General features: G+C 64.2%; 25 protein-coding genes. 10 read left to right on the top strand and 15 right to left on the bottom strand.

The features are described from left to right. Positions 1 to 338 precede the first annotated feature (338 nt). A protein-coding gene (locus tag G6N38_RS11280; protein ID WP_163747603.1) for an IS3 family transposase occupies positions 339 to 1,402 on the top strand; the annotation gives its coding sequence in 2 pieces (ribosomal slippage) (positions 339 to 606 and positions 606 to 1,402; 1,065 coding nt in all). A 141-nt stretch (positions 1,403 to 1,543) separates the two neighbouring features. Further along, on the top strand, positions 1,544 to 1,978 hold the full coding sequence (locus G6N38_RS11275; protein WP_163751939.1) for an HIT domain-containing protein: 435 nt from the start codon (positions 1,544 to 1,546) through the stop codon (positions 1,976 to 1,978). Between the two features lie 252 nt (positions 1,979 to 2,230). Here the strand turns inward: G6N38_RS11275 and G6N38_RS11270 are convergent, their stop codons facing one another. Genes G6N38_RS11270 through G6N38_RS11260 form a run of 3 tightly spaced genes read right to left on the bottom strand, consistent with a single transcriptional unit; the run spans position 2,231 to position 4,733 of the window. Then, the gene (locus G6N38_RS11270) at positions 2,231 to 3,007 is read right to left on the bottom strand and encodes an SDR family NAD(P)-dependent oxidoreductase (RefSeq protein ID WP_246227868.1); all 777 of its coding nucleotides are present in this window, start codon (positions 3,005 to 3,007) and stop codon (positions 2,231 to 2,233) included. Continuing rightward, entirely contained in the window at positions 3,004 to 4,005 is a 1,002-nt protein-coding gene (locus G6N38_RS11265) for an amidohydrolase family protein (RefSeq protein ID WP_163747602.1), read from the bottom strand. The genes G6N38_RS11270 and G6N38_RS11265 overlap by 4 nt, the downstream gene beginning before the upstream one ends. Beyond that, complete coding sequence (locus G6N38_RS11260) at positions 4,002 to 4,733, bottom strand: alpha/beta fold hydrolase (protein ID WP_163747601.1); 732 nt, start codon at positions 4,731 to 4,733, stop codon at positions 4,002 to 4,004. The genes G6N38_RS11265 and G6N38_RS11260 overlap by 4 nt, the downstream gene beginning before the upstream one ends. 169 nt (positions 4,734 to 4,902) lie before the next feature. On the opposite strand from G6N38_RS11260, the gene G6N38_RS11255 reads away from it, so the two are divergent. Next, positions 4,903 to 5,919 carry an Lrp/AsnC family transcriptional regulator gene (locus G6N38_RS11255; protein ID WP_163747600.1) on the top strand — a complete coding sequence of 339 codons (1,017 nt, stop codon included), beginning with the start codon at positions 4,903 to 4,905 and terminating at the stop codon, positions 5,917 to 5,919. Positions 5,920 to 6,079: 160 nt separating this feature from the next. On the opposite strand, the gene G6N38_RS11250 is transcribed toward G6N38_RS11255, so the two are convergent. Next, positions 6,080 to 6,397, bottom strand: a complete 318-nt coding sequence (locus G6N38_RS11250) for a DUF4345 domain-containing protein (protein WP_246227866.1) — start codon at positions 6,395 to 6,397, stop codon at positions 6,080 to 6,082. A gap of 207 nt (positions 6,398 to 6,604) precedes the next feature. Further along, on the bottom strand, positions 6,605 to 7,813 hold the full coding sequence (locus G6N38_RS11245; protein ID WP_163747598.1) for a GNAT family N-acetyltransferase: 1,209 nt from the start codon (positions 7,811 to 7,813) through the stop codon (positions 6,605 to 6,607). Between the two features lie 242 nt (positions 7,814 to 8,055). Between G6N38_RS11245 and G6N38_RS11240 the strand changes: the two genes are divergently transcribed. The 4 genes from G6N38_RS11240 (at position 8,056) to G6N38_RS11225 (ending at position 12,372) form a co-directional block, all read left to right on the top strand. Next, a complete protein-coding gene (locus tag G6N38_RS11240; protein WP_246227864.1) occupies positions 8,056 to 8,874 on the top strand; it encodes an alpha/beta fold hydrolase in 819 nt (272 codons plus the stop codon). 595 nt (positions 8,875 to 9,469) lie between these two features. Beyond that, complete coding sequence (locus tag G6N38_RS11235; RefSeq protein ID WP_163747597.1) at positions 9,470 to 10,702, top strand: IS110 family RNA-guided transposase; 1,233 nt, start codon at positions 9,470 to 9,472, stop codon at positions 10,700 to 10,702. An 80-nt stretch (positions 10,703 to 10,782) separates the two neighbouring features. After that, on the top strand, positions 10,783 to 11,310 hold the full coding sequence (locus G6N38_RS11230) for an adenylyl-sulfate kinase (RefSeq protein WP_163747596.1): 528 nt from the start codon (positions 10,783 to 10,785) through the stop codon (positions 11,308 to 11,310). Between the two features lie 48 nt (positions 11,311 to 11,358). Then, a complete protein-coding gene (locus tag G6N38_RS11225) occupies positions 11,359 to 12,372 on the top strand; it encodes a GNAT family N-acetyltransferase (protein WP_322790565.1) in 1,014 nt (337 codons plus the stop codon). Positions 12,373 to 12,660: 288 nt separating this feature from the next. Here the strand turns inward: G6N38_RS11225 and G6N38_RS11220 are convergent, their stop codons facing one another. From G6N38_RS11220 to G6N38_RS11175, 10 genes are all read right to left on the bottom strand, one after another. After that, positions 12,661 to 13,131, bottom strand: coding sequence for an HAD domain-containing protein (locus G6N38_RS11220; protein ID WP_197748125.1), 471 nt, complete (start codon positions 13,129 to 13,131; stop codon positions 12,661 to 12,663). Between the two features lie 580 nt (positions 13,132 to 13,711). Continuing rightward, the gene (gene dnaB, locus G6N38_RS11215; RefSeq protein ID WP_163747594.1) at positions 13,712 to 15,091 is read right to left on the bottom strand and encodes a replicative DNA helicase; all 1,380 of its coding nucleotides are present in this window, start codon (positions 15,089 to 15,091) and stop codon (positions 13,712 to 13,714) included. A gap of 483 nt (positions 15,092 to 15,574) precedes the next feature. Continuing rightward, positions 15,575 to 16,033, bottom strand: coding sequence for a 50S ribosomal protein L9 (gene rplI / locus G6N38_RS11210; RefSeq protein WP_163695903.1), 459 nt, complete (start codon positions 16,031 to 16,033; stop codon positions 15,575 to 15,577). 16 nt (positions 16,034 to 16,049) lie between these two features. Beyond that, positions 16,050 to 16,304, bottom strand: coding sequence for a 30S ribosomal protein S18 (rpsR, locus tag G6N38_RS11205; protein ID WP_005142196.1), 255 nt, complete (start codon positions 16,302 to 16,304; stop codon positions 16,050 to 16,052). 55 nt (positions 16,305 to 16,359) lie between these two features. Continuing rightward, entirely contained in the window at positions 16,360 to 16,878 is a 519-nt protein-coding gene (locus tag G6N38_RS11200; RefSeq protein ID WP_163695904.1) for a single-stranded DNA-binding protein, read from the bottom strand. A gap of 85 nt (positions 16,879 to 16,963) precedes the next feature. Beyond that, positions 16,964 to 17,254, bottom strand: coding sequence for a 30S ribosomal protein S6 (gene rpsF, locus G6N38_RS11195; protein ID WP_005142199.1), 291 nt, complete (start codon positions 17,252 to 17,254; stop codon positions 16,964 to 16,966). 111 nt (positions 17,255 to 17,365) lie between these two features. Next, positions 17,366 to 18,004, bottom strand: a complete 639-nt coding sequence (locus tag G6N38_RS11190; protein WP_163747593.1) for a DJ-1/PfpI family protein — start codon at positions 18,002 to 18,004, stop codon at positions 17,366 to 17,368. Further along, positions 17,973 to 19,661 carry a glycosyltransferase family 87 protein gene (locus tag G6N38_RS11185; protein ID WP_163751936.1) on the bottom strand — a complete coding sequence of 563 codons (1,689 nt, stop codon included), beginning with the start codon at positions 19,659 to 19,661 and terminating at the stop codon, positions 17,973 to 17,975. Before G6N38_RS11185 ends, G6N38_RS11190 begins: the two co-directional genes overlap by 32 nt. Before the next feature lie 29 nt (positions 19,662 to 19,690). Further along, a complete protein-coding gene (locus tag G6N38_RS11180) occupies positions 19,691 to 22,015 on the bottom strand; it encodes a transglycosylase domain-containing protein (RefSeq protein WP_163747592.1) in 2,325 nt (774 codons plus the stop codon). Positions 22,016 to 22,169: 154 nt separating this feature from the next. After that, the gene (locus G6N38_RS11175) at positions 22,170 to 22,604 is read right to left on the bottom strand and encodes a DUF5318 domain-containing protein (protein ID WP_163747591.1); all 435 of its coding nucleotides are present in this window, start codon (positions 22,602 to 22,604) and stop codon (positions 22,170 to 22,172) included. Positions 22,605 to 22,716: 112 nt separating this feature from the next. On the opposite strand from G6N38_RS11175, the gene G6N38_RS11170 reads away from it, so the two are divergent. The 3 genes from G6N38_RS11170 to G6N38_RS11160 all read left to right on the top strand — a co-directional run bounded on the left by G6N38_RS11170 (position 22,717) and on the right by G6N38_RS11160 (position 25,396). Next, a complete protein-coding gene (locus tag G6N38_RS11170; RefSeq protein ID WP_163747590.1) occupies positions 22,717 to 23,568 on the top strand; it encodes a DUF1707 SHOCT-like domain-containing protein in 852 nt (283 codons plus the stop codon). 131 nt (positions 23,569 to 23,699) lie between these two features. Next, entirely contained in the window at positions 23,700 to 24,245 is a 546-nt protein-coding gene (locus G6N38_RS11165) for a PadR family transcriptional regulator (protein ID WP_108057927.1), read from the top strand. A 59-nt stretch (positions 24,246 to 24,304) separates the two neighbouring features. Then, positions 24,305 to 25,396: an inositol-3-phosphate synthase gene (locus tag G6N38_RS11160; RefSeq protein WP_163747589.1), complete on the top strand. Its 1,092-nt coding sequence runs from the start codon at positions 24,305 to 24,307 to the stop codon at positions 25,394 to 25,396. Positions 25,397 to 25,406: the final 10 nt, after the last annotated feature.

The following is a 25,406-nucleotide window of genomic DNA, read 5'->3' as shown; positions in this document are numbered from 1 at the left end:
GGACATTCGAGATGAGAAATGGACATCAAACTTGAGAAGCCACACCCGTCCTCCGCCGCCGCCGTGTGGCTTCTCAAGTTTCATGTCCACCTGCCGTTCGCTGAGCTACTCGGATAGCGCCGTTCTCAGGTGATGTCCACCCCACGAGTTCTCACTTTCGTGTCCACTCGGCCATCGTTTAGGGCCAACCATGTTGTCTCGTTTGTAGAGATTCGGGACTAATCACTTCCTGTCTCGTGGGGACGGGGACAAAACGGGTGGCGTGTTCCCGCTGAATGAATCCAACCAGTTTTAGAGTCCTGTGGCCCGATGTCGGGCCAGAAGGGACGATGGGACACATGGCTGGTCGGAAGCGGAATTCCGCGGAGGACATCGTGCGCAAGTTGCGCCGGGCGGATGAGCTGGCTGCTGAGGGCAAGACTGGCGAGGAGATCGCGGCCGAGCTGCAGGTCTCGCCGGCCACGCTGTACAACTGGCGGCGCACCTACGGCGGGATGGACACCGACGCCGCCAAGGAGCTCAAGGAGCTGCGCGAGCAGAACTCCCGGCTCAAGCGGCTGCTGGCCGAGGCCGAGCTTGAGAAGGACGCGTTGCGGGAGGTCGCGAAGGGAAAATTCTGAGCCCAGCTGCCAAGCGCCGCGCCGTCGACATGCTCAAGGACACCTTGAGCATGTCGGAACGGTTGGCGTGCAAGGCTGTTGGGCTGGCCCGCTCCACCTACCGCCGCCTGCCGCTCGGGCAGACCCCTGATGATCCGGACGCCGACATGCGGGCCTGGCTGCGCGCCTATGCCACCAAACACCCCTGCCACGGGTTCCGGCGAGCCTGGGCGGCGCTGCGCTACAACGAGCGCCGTGAGGTCAACAAGAAGGAGATCCACCGCCTGTGGCGCGAGGAAGGTCTGCAGGTGCGGGTGCACAGCCCCCGCAAGCGGGCCGGGGTCTCCTCGGTACCGCCGGTCCTCGCCGATGCGCCGAAGGTGGTGTGGGCGATCGACTTCCAGTTCGACTCCACCATCGACGGGAAGGCCATCAAGATCGCCTCGATGGTTGACGAACACACCCGCGAGTCGCTGCTGAACCTGGTGGAGCGCTCGATCACCGGCGAACGCCTGGTCGAGGAGCTCACGGAGGTGTTCGCCGCCCATGGTGGCCCACCGAAGGTGCTGCGCATGGACAACGGACCGGAGATGGTTTCGGCAGCGCTGCAACGGTTCTGCAAGAACAAGACCGGCATGGTGTACATCCCGCCGGGCTGCCCGTGGGACAACGGCTACATCGAATCGTTCAACAACCGACTGCGTAAGGAGTGCCTCAACCGCAACTACTGGAACACCCTGTTCGAGGCCCGCGTGGTCATCGGCGACTTCAAGCACGAGCACAACCACCGACACCGCCACTAGGCCCTGGGGTACTTGACGCCGGCCGAGTACGCTGCGGCGTGCAGGTGCACCCACACCCCGGTGGCCTGCAGCATCAACTGAGAACGGATCAAACCAACCCGACTCGAGAACCGGGTGGACTCAGTATCGGGAACTCGCCATGTGTTCTGCGGCATCGTGGCTGGGGCCGTTCCGTGCGTGAAGGTCGCCGAAGACCACACCACGTGTGCGTTCATGGATATCCATCCCGGCTCATACGGACACCTTCTCGTCATTCCCAAACGGCATAGCCGAGACCTGCTGGACATTCCGGCCGACGACCTCGCCGCTGTCAGCTGCGCAGCGCAACGCCTCGCCAGAGCCGTCGTTTCCGAGCTCGACGCCGATGGGGTCAATCTGCTGAACTGCTGCGGTGCCGATGCCTGGCAGACGGTATTCCACTTCCACCTGCACGTGATTCCACGGTACGTCGACAAGACCAAAGATCACTTGGTGCTGCCCTGGCAGCCAGGGATTCGGGGTGACATGAACCTCATTGCGGCTCTTGGCGATCGGCTCTCCGCCGCCATCGACCGACAGGATGGACGCGCAGTCTGACAAGACCAACGGGCGGCAGCAAACTGCCTCGAAGTCGGTCCGTCTCCAGTTGTGGTTCGCACCCCCAAATCAGTAGACACCGGCACGATCGACAGGCCACGGGCCGCCAACCATGTAGGGAAAGTTGACAACTAAAAACATCGGAGGTCTAGAGAAACGAGAGTGATCAGATCTTGTCTCGCACCTTCGCACTTGACGCCACGCTCGAAGGTCGTCGCGGAGGACCCCGTTACTTGCTGGTCGCCTTGTGCGTCACATCCAGCCGCCGGATACATCGAGCGTGGTTCCGGTGATGTGTCTTGCATCTTGCGATAGCAGGAACGTGACGGCCGCGGCGATTTCTTGGGGCTGAGCTGATCGGCCTAGGGCGTTCATTGAGGCGATCAGTACGGCGGGAGGAACATCGCGCATCGCTGGGTGGATGTAGGACTGTGCGTGCTCTCTGCCCATGTCGGTGTTGGTGGGTCCGGGTGCGACCGCGTTGATAGCAATTCCGAGTTCGGCCAATTCCGGCGCCAAGCTGAGAACAAGCGCGTTAACGGCAGCCTTGCTGGAGGCATACAAGGCGTGATGGTAGGACGCGACGCGCGCGCTGACCGAAGACGTGAGGACGATGCGTCCGTTGGGCGGCATCGCAGTGATGGCGGCTTGGGTGAGGAAGAGTTGGCCGGCGACGTTGGTGTGAAACACGTGGTCGAATTCCTCGGGCGTGAGGGTATTCAGAGCTCCGAAATGCTCGACACCAGCGTTGCTGGCCAGCAGGTCAACAGCACCGAACTCCGCGGCGACCTCGTCGATGAGGTGATGGATCTGTGCGTGGTCACTGATGTCGGCGTGAAATGCCGCTGTTCGGCAGCCCACCTGCCTAAGTTCCTCAACGAGACGGTGGGCGGCCTGGCAGTCAGTCCGGTATGTGATCGCCACGGCGGCTCCCTGCGAGGCGAGCCGTCGCGCAATCGCCGCGCCGATGCCCCTACTCGCACCGGTGACCAGTGCGCTCTTAGTGGCCAGTGGCAGGGTCGCGGTCACAGGGTTGCTCCGGGCGCATCGACGGGGGATGTGAGTCCGAGCAGTTGTTCGGCGTTGCGGTGGGCGAACGCGTGCCGTGTATCGAGCCCGAGCCCGAGCCCATGAAGCCAGTCGGTAGCGGTCGTGTTGTCGCTGAAGGGGTAGTCGACGGAGAACATGATCCTGGCGTCGCCGAAGATGTGGCGCGCGAGCTGGAGAGGCTCGTCGTCGAAGTAGCCGCTTGTGGTGATCCAGAAGTTGTTCCGCACGTAGCTGCTGACCGGGTGGGCCAGATGCGGCGCGGCTTCGGCGAGCATCCGTTCGATGCGCGGCAGGTGGAAGGGCAATCCCTCCCCGAGGTGACCCAGGATGATTTGCAGCGTGGGCAGCCTATCGAACACGCCGGCGGCGATCAGCCGAAGCGCGTGCAGCGATGTCTCGTAGTGCCAGCCGTAGGCGTGGGTGGCCAACGCATGCCCGGTCACCGGCGACAAACCCGAGTAGTAGGCCTCGATCACCGCTAGCGGTGGGAAGCCGGGATGTAGGTAGAGCGGGACCCCCAGTTCGGCGGCGGCATCCAGGATTGGCGCGAAGTCGGGGTGATCGAGGAACCGGTTTCCGGCCATGCCGTGAATCATGGCTCCGAGGAAGCCGAGTTCGCGTACTGCATAGTTGAGTTCGGCTGCCGAGGCGTCGGGATCGGTCAGCGGTAGCGTGGCGAACGCGGCGAAGCGATGGGGCCAGACAGTGAGTGCTTGCTCGTGGAGTCGGCGGTTGGCGGCGCGGGCCTCGATCGCCGCGCGTGTGCCAGGGATGTGTTGCATTCCGGGCGGCAGCGCTGAGAGCACCTGTAGGTCGATGCCTGCGCGGTCCATGTCGGCCAGGCGGACCCGGTGATCGGTCAGCCCGGCGCGGCGTGACGCAGGGAGCCGGGAGACGTCGAACCCGTTGGCGGCGAGGAGTTCTGGGTCGGCGTAGTGCTCTTCGATGGCGATGACGCGCATCGCTTCGCGGCTCATCGCGCAGTGCTTCGGGTTGCGTTGGAGACGATCAGGTCCAGCAGGTCGGCTAGTTCGACGGGTGCGGAGTAGAACGGAGAGTGTCCTGTGGGCAGATGGTGGGTCGCGTCGGCGCGGGCGGCGAACCGAAGCTGGCGTGACGGGGGGATTGCCTTGTCGTCGTCGCAGACGACGTAGCTCGATCCGATGGTGCGCCACCCGGCCGTCCTGATCGGTTGAGCGCGGCTGGGATCGGATTGCAGGCGTAGCCGCCGCGTCGCACGTTCAGCGATGTCGTGCGGGACGTCGGAGTAGAGGTCCGCCGCGTGCATCGGTGGTGAGTAACCAGCATCGGGGATCGCGTGGGTGGGGTCGCCGCCCATCGATGTGCGCACGCTTTCACCGACGTCGAGTTGGAACGCAGCCAGGTAGATCAGGTGGGCGACGTTGTCGACCTGGGCGCACGCTTCGGTGACCGGGGCGCCGCCGTAGGAGTGTGCGACGACGACGGCAGGCTCCGCGATCTCGGCGAGCTTGCCGGCGATGGCCGCTGCGTCGTCGTACAGGCCGGGCACCGCCATCGGCGCCGGCGAGCCTGGAGTGAGGCCTGAGGGCAAGTCCACCGTGTGAGAGCGCCAGCCGCGGCGCGACAAGATGGGAAGGAGGTCTTCCCAGCACCACGGGCCATGCCATGCACCGTGGACCAGGAGTAGAGCGGGGCGGAGCTGGGTGCTGTCGGGTAGCGGCATATGTGCCACCTCCTATCGTCGAAGTCATTGCGTCGGTGCACATCACGGCATCTGGTGGCCGTTCGCAGAGCACCATCAGCGTCACAGACTTCGAATCGTTTCGGCACGCGCTGAACCGATTGTGTGGTGATTTCACCGCTCGAATGGCCTTTCGTGGATACTTTCCTCCATGGGCCACCCCGGCGATGGACTGATACTGCACGCACTGCAGCTGTATCCTCGGGTGTCCTTCCGGCGCATCGCCGAGGTCACCGGATTGTCCGAACAGACCGTGTCTCGTCGCTACCACCAGCTGCGCCGGGACGGGGTGCTGCGGGTCGCCGGCATGGTCAACCCCCGCGTGCTCGGCGCTGCTCAGTGGGTCGCGCGCATCCGGGTGAAACCCGACCGCGTCGCACAGTTGGCCGACGCGCTGATACGCCGACCCGACATCGGCTACACCAGCATTCAGTCAGGCGGGGCCGAACTGCTCTGCATCATCCGGGCGCCCAAGACTGCCGGACGTAACCCGACTCTCTTGCAACAACTTCCGCGGTCCGCCGCCGTCCTCGACATCAGCGTCGACCTGATGCTGCACTCCTTCGGTGACGCAACGACGACGGTCTGGACCGCCTACGGCGAAAAGCTCACCAGTACCCAAGCCCGCCAAGTCGTCGAAGGCAGGTACCGCCACGAAGAACCAGCAGACGGCGCACCGACCGCCCCCACCGGCGACGACGCGCCCCTGCTCGTAGAACTGGCACGCGATGGACGGGCGTCCCACGCCGAACTGGCCCGAGCGACCGGGTGGTCGGTGCCGCGGGTGGCGCGGCACCTCACCGCCTTGGAAAGGTCGGGTACCTTGCTCTACGACGTCGACATTCTGCCCGAGCAGATGGGCTACCACGTCAACGCGATCCTGTGGCTGACCCTTCCCCCGGAACATACCCACGCCGTGGGAAACCAGCTCGCCACCCACGATGAGGTCGCCTTCGTCGCAGCCATCACCGGACGTAGCAACCTCATGGCCGTCGTCATCTGCCGTGACGAGGAAGACCTCTACCGCTACCTCGCCGGCCGCTTCGCCGCAGTTCGACACCTTGCTACCTACGACATCAGCGTTCGCACCGAGCAGCTCAAGCAGTCGACGTCCCTCGTCACCCACGGACGCCTGATCAACGCCACGCCCCGCACCACCGGCACATGAGCTGCCGCCCCCTCAAAGTCCAGCATTCCCGTGCTAGCCGCGACCAGACGGCACCGCCTCACCCGGGGCAGACACCAGTCACAAAACGACGGGGCCACAGCATAAGTTCGTCGGCGCAAAACACTCCGCTGCTGTCTCACTACTAGAGAATTTGGACGGCTCAGTTCCTGTCTCGCGCAACGCGGGACTGCCACACCATCACGGCGGGGACACCGACAAGTTCCAATGCTGTCGCAGCGACAAAGGCCGGATGCGGCCGACCCGAGGTTCGCCATGAGACGAGTCGGGCCAGTCCGCCGATGAAGACGACGGCGGTCAAGCGCCTCATGAATCCGGTGTGTTCTTCGATGCGCGGGATGACGGCCCAGATCGCTGGTGCCGTGGCGAACCAGAATGCGTTGACAAACCGGTATTCGCTGTCAGCGCTCGCATCTAGCTGGCTGTTGTCACTCGGCAGGCTCTTCACGCCGAGCAGCATTCCTGACAATCCGGAGAGAAACGGGATTACCGAAAGCACAGCGAGGGTTGCCTGAAGCCCTCGTCGACCACCATCGTTCGAGCCCATAGTTTCTAGTGAAGCACTACTACATCGCGTAGTCGATAGTACCGACTATGCGATAACAGATCCCCGTCTCACATCTAGAGAAGTTGGACGGCTCGGATCTTGTCTCGGTCGCTTGCAGGATCAGAAGTCGTAGCCGACCTGGGCGGGTACGTTGCTGGCGAACGCCAGATCGAGCTGCCGGAGAAGGCGGTCGTCGTGGCAGCGCAGCCGATTTGCCAATGCGAAGGCCGATGGCCGGTGCGCCCCGAGGTAGATGCTGCTCAGCACCGACAAGTCAGTGTAGAAGTCGGGGGGATTGTCGGTAGGCGCGACGTGAGCGTTGCCGTCGCGAATGGTTACGGTGAACCGCGATTCGGCGAGACCGGGACCCCGGACGTCCATCACCGCCGATACATCGGCCTGGTAGGTGCGTGCCCGCAACGCGGCAGGGATGTCAATGATGCTCAACCACAACGAGTCTCGGGAACCGAGGGTTTCCACCTGCCGCGCATCGGTGAGCAGGTACGGCAACGGGTCTGCTGAGTAGGTGTGAACGGCGATCGTCTCGATGAGGTCCAAACCGAGCAGCACCCGCCACAGTGCGGGGTGCGCGCCGGCGGTGGCAGCGACGAACCGGGTGACCTCGACGGAATCGGTGTCCGCATGCACGCGGTACATCGCATATCCGTCGGGATGGAGCAACGTGAACAGCGGACCGCCGCCGTGCCGGGCGGATTCTCGGTCGGCCAACATTTCTGCCCACATGGCGGGCGGAGTGTGCAGTCCGCCCGGTGTGCGCTCACGCCAGCGTTCGTCGATGGCCGCTAGCTCTTCCGCGTGCTCGGCCGCGCAGACGACATCGACATTCCCAGAGTCGAGCACCTCTGAATGAAACCGAGCCCAGCGCCGCTGCACCCGTAGCCGCTGCTCTATGACGGCAGGTCCGTACCCGAATCGGCCGTAGATGCCGCCCTCGCTGGCCATCAGGGCGGCGATCGGATACCCGCTGTGGATGATGCGATGGTGCAGCTCGTCGAGCATGACGCGCAGGATTCCCCGACGGCGGTGCGTGGGCGAGACGGCCACCCAGGTCACCCCAGCCGCTGGCAGGACAGCCCCGCCGGGCACCGTCAGTCGTAGATCCAGATACATCGCCATGCCCACGATCTTTGAGCCGACGCTGGCCACCACCACCCCATCGGTCGGCATCATGGACCGCCACATGGCGGTGACCTCTGAGTCTCGAAACGACCCGAAGCACGTCGCGGCCAGCAGCTTCAAGGCGGGCCAATCAGCATCAGTCGCGCTGCGAACCGTGACACCCGCCGGCAGTTGCGTCGTACTAGTCATGCACGGACGCTTTCACAGAACAGCAGGGAACCGCATTCTCATTTGGGCTGTCTCGCAGACGTTCGCTGTCTCGGATCTAAAGAAACGAGACCGATCAGATCCTGTTTCAGATGCGGTGCGGATTCCGAAGCACCTGGCACTGACCGGTCCCCTGGGACGGGGCTCCGGTCAGATCCTTTGCTCTAACAGGAGGTCCGGTCCGATCGCGATCCGTGGAATCCTGTGGGTAGGAGGTAGTGGCAGTGTCGGAAAAGTCGGGTTTTCGCAGCGTGGAGTCACGGCAGCGCTATCTCGCGGTCTACGACCGTGTGCGGGCGCTGAGTCCAAGACCGGATGCCGTGCATGATGTGCCAACCGAGTTCGGTCTCGTGCGCGTGTATCAGCACGGGTCTGACGGCGGGATTCCCGTGGTGTTGCTGCACTGCTTCTGGGCGACCTCGGCAATGTGGGCAGAGCACGTGTCGGCTCTGACAAGCGATTTCACTGTTTATACCGTTGATCTACTCGGACAACCCGGCGCCAGCGTGCAGTCGCGGTCGATGAAATCGGCGCGGGACTGCGCCTGCTGTCTTGACCAGGTACTCGGGGGACTTGGCTTGGCGGGCGTGCACCTCGTCGGACATTCCTATGGAGGATGGACGGCCGCTCAAACCGCGGCACGAATTCCAGATCGACTCGCGTCAGTGACGCTCATCGAGCCCGTCAACACAGTCGCTCGATTGTCTGCGCGGTTCTGGCGTACCGGAGCCTTGCTGTTGCTTCCAGGTGCTGAGCGTAAGCAGTGCACCGTGGCCGAGATCCTCGGCCACCCAGCACCGGGCAGCCTCCTCGACAGCGTGATGGAGTTGGTGATGGCTGCCGGTTCCGCCTTCGCTTCTTTCGGCACGCCATTTCCCCGGTACATACCTGATCCCCTGCTGCACTCAGTCGATGTCCCGGTGCAAGTTCTGTTGGCAGGAAACACTATTCACGACTCTGCGAAGGGAATCGACCGGATACGTCGCGTCGCGCCGACGTGGGGGCATCGCTTATGGCCGGAAGCGACACATGTTGCCGTGTGAGGCCGTAAGCGACGTCGTCGCCTATATCCGCAGCTTCGCTCACGAGCACGTTCCCGGCTGAGCGAGGTGAGACCGGATCTTGTCGCTGCGAATTCACTTCAGGCGTCTTAATTTGTTGCACAGATGCAGCACTGCCAGTACGACGTCGTAACTGCATGTCTCACATCTACTTAGTTCCGAACCACTGCTGGTGTCCTCGCGACGGCCTGTGACCAATCGGGTTGTGGAGGCCTCCCTTGAGGCCGGCGTCCTGATGATGCTGGTGGTGGTTCACCCTTGCGGCCCCGGTCGTCGGCAAACGCCTATCTCGTTTCCGGACCTGGAGTCCTTTCTCTAGACCGTGCGTGTCGCGGCGGCGTCGCAAGGGATGTGTTCAGTGGGATTAGCCCGTGGTTCTTGCCCGCCCGCACGGATTCAACGCCTCGACGTTCTCGAGCCGAGAGCTCTCTCATAGACGGGCGCCGTGCGGGTTCGCTGGGATCGCGAACAGCTCATCGGAGGGAAGGCCATCGAGCCTCGTAAGTAGAGCGCTGCGCGTCCCAATTCGGGGTGTTGAGCCGCACCTCAACCGACCACTGATAGGAGGAACGACACCATGAAACTCTTCTGCGGCATCGACTGGGCCGAAGCCCACCACGACGTCGCCATCGTCGACGAGAACGGCCAGCTGGTCGCCAAGAAGCGCATCGCCGATGACCCCACCGGTCTGGCCCAGTTGGTCGAGCTGTTCGCCGGGGTCGGCGATTGCGCCGCGGATCCGATCCCGGTGGCCATCGAGACGCCGCGCGGTCTGTTGGTGGCCTCGCTGCGGGCAACCGGACGGGCCATCTATTCGATCAACCCGCTCGCGGTCGCCCGCTACCGGGAACGGCACTCGGTGGCACGGGCGAAGTCCGATCACGCCGACGCCATGACCCTGGCCAACATTCTCCGGGTAGATGCTCACCTGCACCGGCGCTTGCCCGCCGATACTGAGTTGTGCCAAGCGATCGCAGTGCTGGCTCGCGCTCATCAGGATGCGACCTGGCGACGCATCAAGGCGCACAACGAGTTACGTTCGATGCTGCGCGAGTTCTTCCCGACCTTTCTGGCCACGTTCACCAGACGATTCCCGCTCGGGATCGCCAGCTCCGAGGCCAGGGCCGTCTTGGCCATTGCCCCCACCCCCGGTGCGGCCGCCAAGCTCTCGACGAACCGGATCACCGCTGCGCTGCGCCGGGCCGGGCGCAGTCGCGGCATCGATGGCGCGGCCGCCGAGATCAAGACAGCCCTGCGCGAGCCTCAGATGCGCCACCTCGCTCAAGTGGAGGCCACGATGGGCAAGCAAACCTCGGCGCTGCTCGCGGCGCTGGACACCGCATGCGTCAGCGTCGACGACCTGGGCCAGGCCTGTGCCGAGCTGTTTCAAACCCACTCGGACTACGCGATCATCACCAGCTTTCCCGGGCTGGGTGACTCGACCGGTGCCCGCGTGCTCGCCGAGATCGGTGATGACCGAAGCCGATTCGTCGATGCCCGTGCGTTGAAGGCCTACGCCGGATCCGCGCCCATCACTAGAGCCTCCGGAAAGTCCATCTCCATCACCCACCGGCGCATTAAGAACGACCGGCTCGCCGCGGCCGGGTGGATCTGGGCCTTCGGTGCTGCCACTCACTGCCGACCTGCCGGTGAGCACTACCGACGACGAAGAGAACACGGCGACCGACACTCGGCGGCCAGCCGACACCTATTGAACAAGCTCATCGGTCAACTCCACTACTGCCTGCAACAGCAAGTGCTGTTCAACGAGGACAGGGCATTCTCGCGTCCGGGCGCGGCCGTGGCCTAGATATGGATCTCCCACATCGGTCGCCGACTGCCTGCGAAAAGGACTCGCGCGTAACACCTCTGTGCAGCCACACTTCTAGGGTGACCAGTGAGGCGGTGTTCATCGGGGGGCGATCCGGCGTAGGCAAGACCAGTGTTGCCTTCGAGGTCCATGCCAGCCTCAGTGCTGCTGGTATCTCGCACTGCCTGATCGATGGTGACTATCTCGACATGGCCTACCCGGCGCCATGGGAGCATGAGCTCGCTGAACGCAACCTCGCCGCGATGTGGGGCAACTATCGCGCGCTGGGTTACCGACGCATGATCTACACCAGCACGGTGAGCGTACTTCCCGACGTGATCGCACAGTTGACTGACGCGATGGGTGATGACCCAAAGGTCATCGCCATTCTGCTGACATGCACGGACATCACTGCGCGACGACGCCTTAGCCGGCGCGAAATTGGCTCGACTCTCGACCAACACCTTGAGTCCAGCGGGGAAAAGGCTGGCCTGCTGGCCGACAGCACCGCAGAGTGGGTACACCGGGTCCCCACCGATGATCGTGTGGTCTGCGATATCGCCGCAGACGTCATCGCCCTAACAAGCTGGCTTAGAGAAGCGTCGTGAGACTTATGCTGGAGAATTTCCCTGAGGACGCAGCAACCCCAGGGCGAGATGACGGTGCGAGGATCTGGCATGGTGGCTGATTCGGTAGTCCCATATGACACTTCGTGGCCGCTCCAGTTCGCCGCACTGCGGGATCGCCTCACATCGGCACTATGCAACGTTGAGCACCGCGTCGAACATGTTGGCAGTACTGCAGTCCCCGGGCTTTGCGCGAAACCAGTGATCGACGTCGACGTTGTGGTTCCCACGGCAGCATGGGTCTCACGAGCAACGGCGGCCCTCTGCCGGGCACGCTACCGACACCAGGGCGATCTCGGCATCGCAGGCCGCCAAGCGTTTGAGAATCCGCCGGATTGGCCCTACCACCACCTGTATCTCGTCGTTTCGGACTCCATCGCCCACCGTGATCACATCGATTTTCGCGATCACCTACGGGGCCATCCAGAAGACGCCAAGCGGTACGGAAATGTCAAGTACGAGTTAGCTGTTCACCTGGCCGCCAATCGGAAGAGATACACCGAGGGCAAACGAGGTCTCATACAGGAGATCCTGCAGCAGGCTCGGCAGCGGACTGCCGCAATGGATCTGTCTGGTGACGACCGCCAGATTACATTTGTCGCTGAGCATCCCCCCGTTGCGGGTGAGGCCGTCGTCAGCTTGATTGCGCTGGCCGCAGGCGGTGGTCAGCAGCGCGTCCGAGACGCGCTCCAGCTATATTTCGACGACCCAACGGCGAAGCTCCTGAGTGCTGTGATCGACCACGAAACGGTCGGCGTCGTCGGATACAGAGTGGGCACTTCTGAGGTAACCCTGCTGCACATCGCCATCACCCCGCATGTTCGGCGGACCGGAGTCGGCAGCCAGCTGCTCGCCGCAGTAGATCGAGACCGACCATCTGCGTTGCCGATCGTGGGTGAAACCGATGAAGACGCCGTCAGCTTTTACGCAGCAAACGGCTACGTCGTCACTTCCCTTGGCGAGAAATATCCGGGGGTCGAACGCTTCCGCGTGCGCTTGGAGGCATATCCCTACCTTGCAAGCCGTCGAGCCCTTGACTCTTAATCACATCGGAGGTCTAGAGAAACGGGACTGATCACTTCCTGTCTCAGACCAGGGCCGCCTCACAGAACCTCGTCGAGGGTAGGCGATACCTCGTTACTCCCGTCGATTTAGTCGGAGCCACGATCCCGCGCTTGGCGAACCGGATTCGACGTTCACCCGCGCGTGCCCTCGAATCGGTCAACGGGAAGCCCGATCAAAACTCCTGCGCCGATTGATCTTTATCCTCAAGGCCATTGTGGATGACAGCGGTTGGGGTTCATCGAATTCGGCCAGCGACACACTTTCCGCTTAACTCTCTGACACCTGCCCGGTCTCGCTTTCCGAGAAATCGAGCCACTCGCCAACTGTAGTGAGATCGGCTTCGGTCAACCCCGACCTCGAATCGACGCAATGGAGCAAAGCTACCCCTTCGTGATGTGTGCTCACCCATGCGCGATCGATGTCAGAAATCTCGTCGTCAAGCCAAACAAAGCGACGTCCCTCAGCAGCTGCGACCAGCGCCGCCGTCTTCCAGCCCACGGTGCCAATCGGATCCACCAGCGGCGCTTCGGGCAGATCGTGCATCCAGGCCGTGGCCCAAACCAAATCGCAGGCAAGACCCTGCAGACGTTGACCAAGCGAGCGATCGATCCGCGGCAGCCGTGGGTTGCGGTGAGTCTGCCATTCCTGCCAATCGACCAGTGTCGCATCGAGCTTTTCTCCATAGTTGGGCAATAGCGTGCCGTCCACGTCCAGGAACAACAGAGCACGGCTGACCACGACGGCAATCTACCAATCGCAACTCGCTGGCATCTGTTATCGGTCAGCGCCATTCACAGGGGCCAGGCCATGTGGCGCCGACCTGTCTCATTACTAGAGAGAAGAGACACCCTCTAATCGGCCACTGCCCGATCCTGTAACCGCTGGTCAACGCGTCTCATTTCTTGTCTCACATCGCGTGTCTCTAATGTGCGCTGTCTGTGGTGGCGGAACTGAAACACCGGGGCGGCCGGGGGGAGCGCAGAGATCGTGTGCCCTTCCCGCCCGATCAGCGGCGACGGAATGCGCGGCAAACTCGCAGGCCGTCCAGCCACAACCACCGCAGAAAGTGCACGCATGGGGAAGCACTGCCTTCGGCGGGCAGGCCAGCGGCCTGCGCTCCGGCGCCGACGGACCTTCCCCCACCCACAATCGTGACTCCACAGACTGGGCGTTCTCACCGAAATGTCCAATTGGACATCGAGTGGACATTTGAGTTGAGAATTGGACATCAAACTTGAGAAGCCACAACAAGTCCGGTGCTGATGCAGCGGAGCGTGAGAAAGTGCAGTCGGATTCGAGAAGCTACAACCGAGGTCCCTTATCGCGCCATGTTGGTGAACCGCGACAAATGCAGCTGGTGCGCCACGGTCACCGTACGGGTCGGTCCCGCACGGTGCTTCGCGACAATCAGATCGGCTTCGCCGCCGCGCGGATCATCCGTTTCGAAGGCGTCGGGGCGATGCAGCAGGATCACCATGTCGGCATCCTGCTCGATGGAGCCCGATTCGCGAAGGTCGGCCAGCATCGGCTTCTTGTCGGTGCGCTGCTCGGGACCGCGGTTCAGCTGGCTCATCGCGACCACCGGAACCTCCAGTTCCTTGGCCAAAAGCTTGATCTGCCTAGAGAACTCGGACACCTCTTGCTGACGGGACTCGACCTTCTTACCGGACGTCATCAGCTGCAGGTAGTCGAGCACGATGAGTCGCAATCCGGCCTTCTGATGCAGCCGGCGAGCCTTCGCCCGGATCTCCATCATCGTGAGGTTCGGCGAATCATCGATATACAAAGGCGCTTCACTGATTTCACTCATCCGGCGCGCCAGCCGCGTCCAGTCGTCATCGGTCATCCGGCCCGACCGCATATCGGCGAGCTTGATCTTCGCTTCGGCCGAGAGCAGTCGCATCACAATCTCGGACTTGCTCATTTCCAGCGAGAACACGATGCTCGGAAACCTGTGCTTGATCGAGCAGGACCGCAAAAAATCCAGTCCCAGGGTCGATTTGCCCATACCGGGCCTGGCCGCCACCACGATCATCTGACCCGGATGCAGTCCGTTGGTGAGCTCGTCGAGTTCGGTGAAGCCCGTCGGCACGCCCTTGGACATACCGCCGTTGGACGCGATGGCGTCGATCTCGTCCATCGTCGGCTGCAGCAGATCCTCCAGCGGAAGGAAGTCCTCCGCGGTCCGCCGCTCGGTGACGTCGTAGATCTCGGCCTGCGCGCGGTCCACGATCTCGTTGACGTCGGCACCCTCGGCACCGGCATAGCCGTACTGCACCACCCGGGTGCCGGCCTCCACCAGCCGCCGCAACAACGCCTTCTCGGCCACGATGCCCGCGTAGTAGCCGGCGTTGGCCGCCGTCGGCACCGTCGAAATCAGGGTGTGCACGTATGGGGCACCGCCCACACGGCGCAGCAGTCCGCGGCGGTCCAGCTCGGCCGCCACAGTGACCGCGTCCGCGGGCTCACCGCGGCCGTAGAGGTCCAGGATCGCGTCGTAGACGTTCTGATGGGCGGGGCGGTAGAAGTCGCCCGGACGCAGCCGCTCCAGCACGTCAGCGATGGCGTCCTTGGACAACAGCATGCCGCCCAACACCGACTGCTCAGCAGCAAGATCCTGGGGAGGCTGGCGACCGAAGTCCTCGGACGGAGGAGGACTGCCCATTCCGGGCTGACCGAGATCGTCAACGACCGCCATCGGGTTATCCCCACCTCCACCTAAAGCCTGTCGAATGCCATTCGATGCATCATTCGGAGGTTTACCCGACGCCCCCGACAAGTTCTCGTCGCGACGGTGCTGACCGGTTCCGCCGACGGCTCACGCTAGACGTTGCTGGAGCCCTCGCAAACCGGACCTGTTCATCAACCTGTTAGTGGTTTGTGGATAGCTGGGGAAAGTGGTGTTGAGGTGTTGGGGAGAACCTGTGGATCACGGACTAATTTTGTGCCATTTGCCCAGTTGAGGGCAGAGTAGTCCCTGGTGTGTGTTGTGGATGGCAAGTTCACCGGCGTGTCGGCCCCGGTTGCAATCTCGGGCGTGTTGTGTTGCCGGAGGTTATGCGCAAGGTTAACGGCTGGTTAGATTAGCTGCGCCGGTCCCGCCAGAATGTGTTCGCCAGAATGCAGCAATTCCCCGAGAGCAACCGCGAACGGCCGCCACTCGGGGAATTGACGCGGATGGCTAACTTTGTGCGACGACGTCGACGGTCAGGTCGACGTTCACCTCGGGGTGCAGATGCACGCCGACGGTGTGGGCGCCGGTGGCCTTGATGTGAGCCTTGGGCAACTGCACGGTGCGCTTGTCCAAGTTCGGGCCGCCGGCCTTCTTGATCGCCGCGACGATGTCGTTGGCGGTCACCGAACCGAACAACTTGCCCGAATCCGCAGCGGTCTTCACCGGCAGCTGGACCGAGCCCAGGGCCGTGATAGCGGCCTTGATCTCATCGGCGTGCTCACGATCGCGCACGGTCTTGGTCTCGCGGGCCCGACGGATTTCGTCGGCCTGCTTCTGCGCACCACGCGAGGCCGTGATGGCCAAGCCGCGCGGCAGCAGATAGTTGCGTCCGTACCCGTCCTTCACCTCAACGGTGTCACCGGCAACGCCGAGGTGTTCGACCTCAGCGGTCAGGATCAGCTTCATGTCGATATTCCGTTCTCTACCGAGCCGCCGACGTGAACGGCAGCAGGGCAACCTCACGCGCGTTCTTGACGGCGATCGCGATGTCGCGCTGGTGCTGCACGCAGTTACCGGTCACCCGGCGAGCGCGGATCTTGCCGCGCTCACTGATGTAGGTACGCAGCAGCTGGGTGTCCTTGTAATCGATGTCCTGCCCCTTCTTCGAGCAGAACACGCACTTGCGGGTCTTGACCGGCTTTTCCGGTGCCGGACGCCGCTTATTGGTTTTGGCCATGGGTCAATCTCTTTCGTTCTTCAGATGGCGCGCCGGGGCGCGCAAAGGTTTTGTGTCAGAAAGGCGGTTCGTCGTCGCCACCGGCGAACGAGCCCGACGCCGGGGCGCTGCCCCACGGATCGTCGGCCGGCGCATCGTTGGACGCCGCCGGACGGGAACCCCCGCCGCCGCCACTGCCGCCGCCGAAGCCGCCGCCCCCGCCACCACTGCGCGAGGCCTTGTTGACCTTGGCGGTGGCGTAGCGCAGCGACGGGCCGATCTCGTCGACCTCGACCTCCATGACAGTGCGCTTCTCACCCTCACGGGTTTCGAAGGACCGCTGCTTGAGTCGGCCGGTGACGATGACCCGGGACCCCCGGGTGAGGCTTTCGGCCACGTTCTCGGCCGCCTCACGCCAGATATTGCAGCGCAGGAACAGCGCTTCGCCGTCCTTCCACTCCCCGCTCTGGCGGTCGAACGTCCGCGGTGTAGACGCCACCGTGAAATTGGCGACGGCTGCACCGGACGGGGTGAACCGCAGTTCGGGGTCGGCGGTCAGATTTCCGACGACGGTGATGGTCGTGTCACCGGCCACAAGGTCCTCCTGGCATAGGCGGATAGATTCACCGCGAGCCTAGTTACTAGCTCCGACGCGCGGCGAGCTTTATCCACTGGCGTGACTAGTGCTTATCGGTCCGCATCACCTTGGTCCGCAGCACCGACTCGTTCAGGTTGAGCTGACGGTCGAGCTCGGACACGGTGGCCGGTTCGGCCTTCACATCGACGACGGCGTAAATGCCCTCGGCATGCTTGGCGATCTCGTACGCCAGGCGGCGCCGACCCCAGATGTCGACCTTGTCCACCGAACCGCCGTCAGTGCGGACGACGTTCAAGAACGTATCCAGAGACGGAGCTACGGTGCGCTCGTCGAGAGTGGGGTCAAGGATGACCATGATTTCGTATGGACGCATGGGAACCTCATCACCTCCTATGGTCGTAACGGCCACGGTCGATCCGTGGCAGGAGAGTCGCCTGCGTCGGCAACCTGCACAGGCTACCGGAGCCCACGCTGATCAGCGAAATCAGCTCCGCTGGCCGTAGTACTCCAGCGCCAGCTGCACCGTGGCATCCGAGGCCTTGCCCAGCGCCCCGGCGTCGAACGGTGGCTGTGGGTCGTATTCGATCATCAGCTGACTGGCCCTGGCCGCCTCCGGCCCGACCAGCAGCTCCACCAGTCGCAACGCCATGTCGATACCGCTGGAGACCCCCGCGGCGGTGATGATGCGCTGCGGCAGGTGCTCGACGACCCGATCCGGGGTGTAGATCGCCCCGAACGACTCGAGCAGTTCGGTGGCCCGCCAATGCGTGGCCGCGGTCAACCCGGTCAGCAGGCCGGCCGCACCGAGCAGCAGGCTGCCGGTGCACACCGACGTGGTGAACACCGTGTGCCGGTGCACCTCACGAATCCAGTCGAGGACGCCGGTGTCCTCCACCAAGGCGCGGGTACCGACTCCGCCGGGGAACACCAAGACGTCGGGTCGGGTGACCTCATCGAAGCTGGCGTCGCACGTCAGCCCGAGCATGCCGTTGTCGCTGCGGACCTCCCCTCGGTGTTGCCCGACGAAGACGACGTCGATGGATGGGATCCGCTGCAGCACCTCATAGGGGCCGATCGCGTCCAGCGCGGTGTTACGCGGGAACAGTGCTATCGCGACTTGCATCCGGCACCTCGTGCTGTTCAGGCTGTGTGACAGCGGCTGCTCGGGGGCGCAGCCACCGCGGGAACCATTGCGGGAGCGCGTCTTCGGCGCGATCGAACACTCCCCCGGCCGGATCGTCGACCCGGCCGTTCCAGCGCACGAGATCCCGGTCAGGCCGGTAGATCTGGCGCACCACCAACACCATCAGCCCGATCACCGCGATATCGCGCAACAACACCGTCGCGGTGAACCACTGCTCGGGCAGGCCCTTGTTGCCCTCTCCGTACAGATAGAACATCCGCGGTACCCATACCAGCATGTCAATGGTCATCCACGCCAACAGGATTCGCCGGTGCGGCAGCGCCAGAACCGCCAGCGGCACCAGCCACAGCGAGAACTGCGGGCTCCACACCTTGTTCACCAACAGGAACGCCGCCACCGTCAGGAACGCCAGCTGCGCCACCCGCGGCCGCTGCGGTGCGGTCAGCCCGATGTAAGCGATTGCCGCGCAACACAGCAGGAACAGCACCGCGACAAAGATGTTGAGGATCACCGGCGGCTGCCAAAACCCGAGATTCGGATCGAAGCCGTCCCAGCCGGTGAACGACTTCACCACGTTGTACAGCGAGTCCATGTCGTCACCGCGCCGGGAGTTGAGCCGGAAAAACTCCGACCACCCCCGCGGAAACAGCACCATCACCGGCAGATTGACCACGAACCAGGCGCCGACGGCGGCGACCACCGTCTTCGCGGCTTCAGGCATCCGGTCGCTGCGGATCGCCAGCACCACCAGCGGCAGCAACAGCAGCGCCGGATACAACTTGGCGGCAACCCCGAGCCCGATCAAAATCCCGGCCAGCACCGGCCGTCGCCGCGCCCAGGCCAGCAGACCACCCATCGCTAAAGCCGTTGCCAGCGCGTCGAAATTGGTGAATACCTGGAACACCAGCACCGGTGACGCCGCCACCAGCGCGGCATCCCAGACCCGTCGGCCCGCCAGCCATGACGACGCCCACACCGTCGCCAGCCACGCCAGCGCCAGGCCCAACGCGGCGAAGTTGAAGAACATCACCACTTCGGCGATCACCGGAAGCGATACCATCCTGGCCACCGCGGTATAGGTCTTGGCCAACGCCATCGACACGTACTGATACACCCCGGTCAGCACCGGGTACTCCATGTAGCGCACCGCGGGCTTGCCGTCGTACCGGATCTGCGGCTGGCCGCTGGAGTCCGTCTCGATCCAGCTGGACTTGTACGGAAAACGCCCCTGGCTCAACAACTCCGCGCCGTACAGTGGCACCGTGTCGGAGTAGCACAGCTCGAAGTAGGCGCGCTGGTTCTGCCAGTTCGCCACCCGCTGATCGGGTGGTCCGGTCCCGACGGTCTGCAGACATGGCGCCTTGGTGGTCCAGCCCAGCGCCAGCACCACCAACGCCATCATGAACATCACCCGCAGCGGCGTGAACACCCGGGTTCGGCCGATCAGGGCATGCCGGCCCACCGGGCCGCCGACCACGTCCGAGAGCGCGGCACCCAAAGTGTCGGTGCGGCTGGGCTTGTCACGGTCGTCATCGCTGCGCAGATCGGCTGCCAGCGGTTGCGGCGACACCGTGGCGCGACCCACTAACACGCCGCCGGCCGGCGCATTGGCCGGCCGGTCGGCCGAAGAGTCCAGCGGTTGGTCGTCACCAACACCGCCGTCGATCACGGTGGCGGGGGCGGAGCGCCAGCGTCACCCGGGACGACTGGCGGCTGCGCATCCGGAGCCCCGGGCGGCGCGGGCGGACCCGCTGGCACGGTGATGGTCGTCGGCGGGCCGAGCGGAATCGTGATGCCCGGCGCGACTTCGATACTGGGCTGGATCACCTGGATGGACGGCGCCGGCGGCGGCGGAGGCGGCGGCGCAGCCGGAACACCCGCATAGCCGCCGATCTCGGTCGGCTTGGGGAACGTCTCGTTGTCGGTGCCCTTGAGCGCGCCGTCCATGGTCGCTTTCCAGATATCGGACGGGATGCCCGAGCCGTACACCTGGCCGCCGCCCTTGTTGACCAGAGGCTGGGTGCCATCGGTGGTGCCCACCCACACCGCCGTCGACAGCGACGGCGTGTAGCCGACCATCCAGGCATCGCGGTTGGCGTCGGTGTCGCCGAGCTGGTTGGTACCGGTCTTGGCGGCCGAGGCACGCCCCCCGGCCAGGTTGTGCCCGTTGGACCAGCCTGCGATCGGCTGCATGGCCGCGGTTACGTTGTCGGCGACCGCTTTCGGAATGCGCTGCTCCCCGATGTTGTCGGAGGTGCTGGCGTCGAAGAGCACCTCGCCGCGGGAGTTGACGACCTTCTGCACGAAGTGCGGCTTGTGGTAAACACCGGAGTTGGCCAGCGTCGCGTACGCCGAAGCCATGTCGAGCACCCGGGTCTGGTACTGCCCCAGGACGATGCCGTTGTTGGGCGGTCCGCCCTTGCCGTCCTCGGACAGCGTGTGATCCACGCCCGGGAAGCTCTCGGCGATCCCGGCGCTGTGCGCGGCGTCGGCGACGTCACTCGGACCGTTCTTGAGCTTGAGCATCAACCGGTAGTAGGAGGTGTTCAGCGAGCGCTTCAGCGCCTCGGCGATATTGCAGACACCGCAGCCCTCGCCCTCGACATTGGTGATCGTGATGCCGTTGAGGGTCACCGGCGAGCTGTCCACCTGGTAGCCCAGCCCGATGCCCTGTTCGAGCGCGGCCACCAGGGCGAACACCTTGAACGACGAACCGGTGGGCAACCCAGCCTGGGCGAAATCGAAGCCCTGGGCGTCCGAACCGCCGTAATAAGCCTTCACCCCACCAGTTTTGGGGTCGATGGACACCACCGCCGAGCGCATGTCCGGCATCTGGCCGTCCAGATACTTCGTCACCGCGTTCTCGGCAGCCTGTTGGGCCTGCGGGTCGATCGTCGTGGTGATCTGCAGGCCCTGGGTGTTCAGCGTCTGCTCGTCGATGTTGAACAGGTCGAGCAGTTCCTTGGTGACCTGACGTTCGATCAGGCCGTTGGGCCCGGTGGTGACGTTGGCCGCGCGGGCCTGCTCCGGTGGCACCGTCTGCGGGAAGACCTGCTGAGCGCGTTCCTCTTTGGACAGCGCGCCCATGGTCACCATGCCGTCCAGCACCCAGTTCCAGCGGTGCGCAGCACCCTCGGGATCGATCGCCGGATCCAGCGTCGACGGCCGCTGGATCAACGCCGCCAGCAACGCACCTTCGGCCACCGTCAGCTGTTCGACGGGCTTGTTGAAGTAGGCCTTCGAGGCCGCCGAGATGCCGTAGGCGCCGCGGCCGAAATAAATGATGTTCAGGTACGCCTGCAGCACTTGGTCTTTGGACCACTCGCTCGACATCTTCGTGGAGATGACGAGTTCCTTGGCCTTACGCACCACGCCACCGATACCCGATCGGGCGTCACCGACGAGCGCGTTCTTCACGTACTGCTGAGTGATCGTCGACCCGCCCTGCAGGTCGCCCCCGAACAGGTTGTTCTTGATCGCCCGGGCGAAGCCCGAGAACGAAAAGCCCGGGTTGGAATAGAAGTCCCGGTCTTCGGCCGCCATCACCGCGTTGCGCACCGGAACCGGTATCTGGTCGATGCTGACGTCAACCCGATTGCCCTCGGGGGGAACGATTTTCGCCAGCTCCGAGCCATCGCTGGCCAGGATCGTCGACACCTGGTTAGTCCGCAGGTCACCGGGCTGAGGCACCTGGACGATCATGTATGCCATGCCGAAGGTGATCAGCGGCAGCACGACCACCAGCACCACCGCGAGGTAAAGCGAGCGGCGCACCCACTTCCAGTTGACCTGCTGGGAGAAGGTCGGCGGCTTCGGAGGCTGCGGGCCGCCCGGTCCCCCACTGCGCGGCGGTGGTGGCGGGGGCGGCGGGAACTTCGGTGGGGGGGTGCCATCCAGAGCCGCCTTGACCACGTCGATCGGGTCACGCAGCGGCAGGGTGTCGTCGCGGATCGGCTCCATGATCGACGTCAGTCGGTCATCGGGGGGCACCTGGCGGCGCGGCGCACCGCGAGCCGGACCGGACGACGACTCCGTCGCACCGGCTATCGGGAACTTGGTGGTCGGCGCCTCGTGTCTGCCGGACGCACCATCGGACCCTGATCCCGTGCGGTTGTCAGTGCCAGGCCCGTCGTGACGCCCTTCGCTATTCACTGGCCGTGCGCGCGCCAGAACGCGCCGTCTGGGTACCCCGGCGGCCACGCGTCCCGTTGGTGGGCCGCGGCGCTCCGAGCACATAGGACTTGACCAAGTGATTCCATTCGCAGGTGCGGCATACCTCCACCACATGTACCGAAAATTCGTCGAACCGGGTCGCCAGTAACACCAGCTCCTCGGCGGTACGCGCCGAGCCGGAGACAGCGCCCAGGTGATCGCCGAATACCCAGGACACCAGCGTGAGCGGCTCCTTGCGACAGATCGGGCACATCACCGAACTCGGCTTGCCGTGAAACTTGGCGGCGCGCAACAGATAGGGGTTGGCGTCGCAGACCTCGGTCACACCGGTCCGGCCGGAGTACACCTCGGCGAGAAGGGAGCGTCGCCGAAGGGCGTAGTCCACCACCTGTCGCTGCAATCGCACGTTGACCAGAGTACGTCGGGGATCTGGACACCGGCGCGCAACCGACTCGCGGTGCGCCGGATTGTGTGCCTGGTCTGCCGTTCTTGGCAGTCCAGCTCCTACGATCAACGCCGTGGTGACTTCCCAGACAGCCAGCACGCGCGCCAAGGACACTGACCGCAACGACACCTGCCAGATCCTCGACACCGCGTTGTCGGAGGGGCAGCTGTCGATGAGCGAGCACCAGCAGCGGGTGAAGAGCGCCACCACCGCCACCACACTGGGTGACCTGCGTGCCCTGGTGTCGGACCTGCAGACCGGCAACGCTCCCGTCCAGCTGCCGACCCTGAACAAGCCGCGGCAGCCGTCGGCGGCTGGCGCCAGCTGGGGTATCCGCATCGCGATCATGGCCGTGTTGATCGTGCTGGGCATCGGCATCGGCTGGGGTCTGTACGGCAACACGTCCTCACCGCTGAACTTCACCTCTGACCCCGGCGCCAAGCCTGACGGGGTGGCACCCATCGTGCTGACCCCGCCGCGCCAGCTGCAGTCGCTCGGCGGCCTGACCGGGCTGCTCGAGCAGATGAGGAAGAAATTCGGCGACGCAGAAGGCTACCGGCTGGTGATCTACCCCGACTACGCGTCGCTGACCCGCCCGGATCCCGGCGACGAGCGCCGCGAACTCAGCTACACCTACCGCGGCGGCTGGGGCGACCCGAGCACCTCGGCGGCCAGCAGCGACGCCAAGCTGGTGGATCTCGGCAAGTTCGACACCAAGGCCGTCGTCGGCGTCCTGCGCGGTGCGCCCGAAACGCTGAACATGAAGCCGGGCGACGTCAAGAGCACCTACCTGATCATCGAGCCGACGCGGGATATCACCGCCCCGGAAACGGTGTCGATCTCGGTCTACGTCTCCAGCGATTTCGGGAGCGGCTACATCCAGCTCAACCCCGACGGCTCGATCAAGCAGATCAACTACCCGTAATCACCTCGAGCGCGACGCTGGCGTGACGTTCGGCGCGCAGGCGCGCACTCAAGTGGCGCTAAATATATCGCTCCGATACTATCGCCAGAGGTGTCGAAGCGCCGTAACAGCTGAGCAAAGGAGGTGACCCGATGTTGGAGCTTGCCATCTTGGGTCTTCTCCTCGAATCCCCCATGCACGGCTACGAACTGCGCAAACGACTGACGGGCCTGTTGGGCGCCTTTCGGGCGTTTTCTTATGGCTCGCTGTACCCGGCACTGCGCCGGATGCAGACCGACGGGTTGATCGTCGAGGACACCGCACCCGCGGGAACAACGGTGTTGCGCCGTGCCCGCCGGGTGTACCAGCTGACCGATGCCGGACGCCAGCGGTTCGCCGAGCTGGTAGCCGACACCGGTCCGCAGAACTACACCGACGACGGCTTCGGTGTGCACCTGGCGTTCTTCAACCGCACACCGGCCGAGGCGCGGATGCGGATCCTTGAAGGCCGCCGGCGCCAGGTGGAAGAACGCCGCGAGGGTCTGCGGGAGGCCATCGCCCGGGCGAGCAATTCGCTCGACCGCTACACCCGACAACTGCATCAGCTGGGCCTGGAGTCCAGCGAGCGGGAAGTCAAGTGGCTCAACGAGCTGATCGCCGCTGAGCGGGTGGCGCAGAGCCATCCAGACCAGGCCTGACGCGGCCACCGATATACCCGAACAGCAGCCAGTAGAAGTACGAGTTAGGAGAACGTCCCATGACGGAGCACAACGGAGCATCGGCAGATGTGCGAGTCGCCATTGTCGGCGTCGGCAACTGCGCGTCCTCACTGGTCCAGGGCGTCGAGTACTACAAGGACGCCGACGCGAACGCCACCGTGCCGGGCCTGATGCACGTGAAGCTCGGTCCGTACCACGTGCGCGATGTGAAGTTCGTCGCCGCTTTCGACGTCGACGCCAAGAAGGTGGGCTTCGATCTGTCGGAGGCGATCTTCGCGTCGGAGAACAACACCATCAAGATCGCTGACGTGCCGCCGACCGATGTCGTCGTGCACCGCGGCCCGACGCTGGACGGCATCGGCAAGTACTACGCCGAGACCATCGAAATCTCCGACGAGCAGCCGGTCGACGTGGTCAAGGTGCTCAAGGACGCTCAAGTCGACGTGCTGGTGTCCTACCTGCCGGTGGGTTCGGAAGAGGCCGACAAGTTCTATGCGCAGTGCGCCATCGACGCCGGGGTGGCGTTCGTCAACGCGCTGCCGGTGTTCATCGCCTCGGATCCGGTCTGGGCCAAGAAGTTCGAGGAAGCCGGTGTGCCGATCGTCGGCGACGACATCAAGAGCCAGGTCGGCGCGACCATCACTCACCGCGTTATGGCCAAACTGTTCGAGGACCGCGGTGTGCAGCTGGACCGCACCATGCAGCTCAACGTCGGCGGCAACATGGACTTCCTGAACATGCTCGAGCGGGAGCGTCTGGAGAGCAAGAAGATCTCCAAGACCCAGGCCGTCACGAGCAACCTGCAGAAGGAATTCAAGACCAAGGACGTCCACATCGGCCCGTCCGATCACGTCGGCTGGCTCGACGACCGCAAGTGGGCCTACGTCCGCCTTGAGGGTCGCGCCTTCGGCGACGTGCCGCTGAACCTGGAGTACAAGCTCGAGGTGTGGGACTCGCCGAACTCGGCCGGCGTCATCATCGACGCGGTACGTGCGGCCAAGATCGCCAAGGACCGCGGCATCGGCGGACCGGTTGTCGCGGCGTCGGCCTACCTGATGAAGAGCCCGCCCAAGCAGCTGCCCGACGACATCGCCCGGGCACAGCTCGAGGACTTCATCGACGACAAGTAGGGCGTCAGGT

This window comes from Mycolicibacterium helvum, from assembly GCF_010731895.1.
GTDB classification, from domain to species: Bacteria; Actinomycetota; Actinomycetes; order Mycobacteriales; family Mycobacteriaceae; genus Mycobacterium; species Mycobacterium helvum.
This window is presented reverse-complemented; position numbering and strand designations above follow the sequence as displayed.

What these genes read in the sequence shown, in the direction of transcription:
- G6N38_RS11265 (WP_163747602.1), bottom strand. Translation starts at nt 4,005, where the DNA reads ATGAGCCGCGAAGCGATGCGCGTCATCGCCATCGAAGAGCACTACGCC.
- G6N38_RS11260 (WP_163747601.1), bottom strand. Translation starts at nt 4,733, where the DNA reads ATGCCGCTACCCGACAGCACCCAGCTCCGCCCCGCTCTACTCCTGGTC.
- G6N38_RS11255 (WP_163747600.1), top strand. Translation starts at nt 4,903, where the DNA reads ATGGGCCACCCCGGCGATGGACTGATACTGCACGCACTGCAGCTGTAT.
- G6N38_RS11250 (WP_246227866.1), bottom strand. Translation starts at nt 6,397, where the DNA reads ATGCTGCTCGGCGTGAAGAGCCTGCCGAGTGACAACAGCCAGCTAGAT.
- G6N38_RS11245 (WP_163747598.1), bottom strand. Translation starts at nt 7,813, where the DNA reads ATGACTAGTACGACGCAACTGCCGGCGGGTGTCACGGTTCGCAGCGCG.
- G6N38_RS11235 (WP_163747597.1), top strand. Translation starts at nt 9,470, where the DNA reads ATGAAACTCTTCTGCGGCATCGACTGGGCCGAAGCCCACCACGACGTC.
- G6N38_RS11225 (WP_322790565.1), top strand. Translation starts at nt 11,359, where the DNA reads ATGACGGTGCGAGGATCTGGCATGGTGGCTGATTCGGTAGTCCCATAT.
- dnaB (WP_163747594.1), bottom strand. Translation starts at nt 15,091, where the DNA reads ATGGCGGTCGTTGACGATCTCGGTCAGCCCGGAATGGGCAGTCCTCCT.
- rplI (WP_163695903.1), bottom strand. Translation starts at nt 16,033, where the DNA reads ATGAAGCTGATCCTGACCGCTGAGGTCGAACACCTCGGCGTTGCCGGT.
- rpsR (WP_005142196.1), bottom strand. Translation starts at nt 16,304, where the DNA reads ATGGCCAAAACCAATAAGCGGCGTCCGGCACCGGAAAAGCCGGTCAAG.
- rpsF (WP_005142199.1), bottom strand. Translation starts at nt 17,254, where the DNA reads ATGCGTCCATACGAAATCATGGTCATCCTTGACCCCACTCTCGACGAG.
- G6N38_RS11190 (WP_163747593.1), bottom strand. Translation starts at nt 18,004, where the DNA reads ATGCAAGTCGCGATAGCACTGTTCCCGCGTAACACCGCGCTGGACGCG.
- G6N38_RS11165 (WP_108057927.1), top strand. Translation starts at nt 23,700, where the DNA reads ATGTTGGAGCTTGCCATCTTGGGTCTTCTCCTCGAATCCCCCATGCAC.
- G6N38_RS11160 (WP_163747589.1), top strand. Translation starts at nt 24,305, where the DNA reads ATGACGGAGCACAACGGAGCATCGGCAGATGTGCGAGTCGCCATTGTC.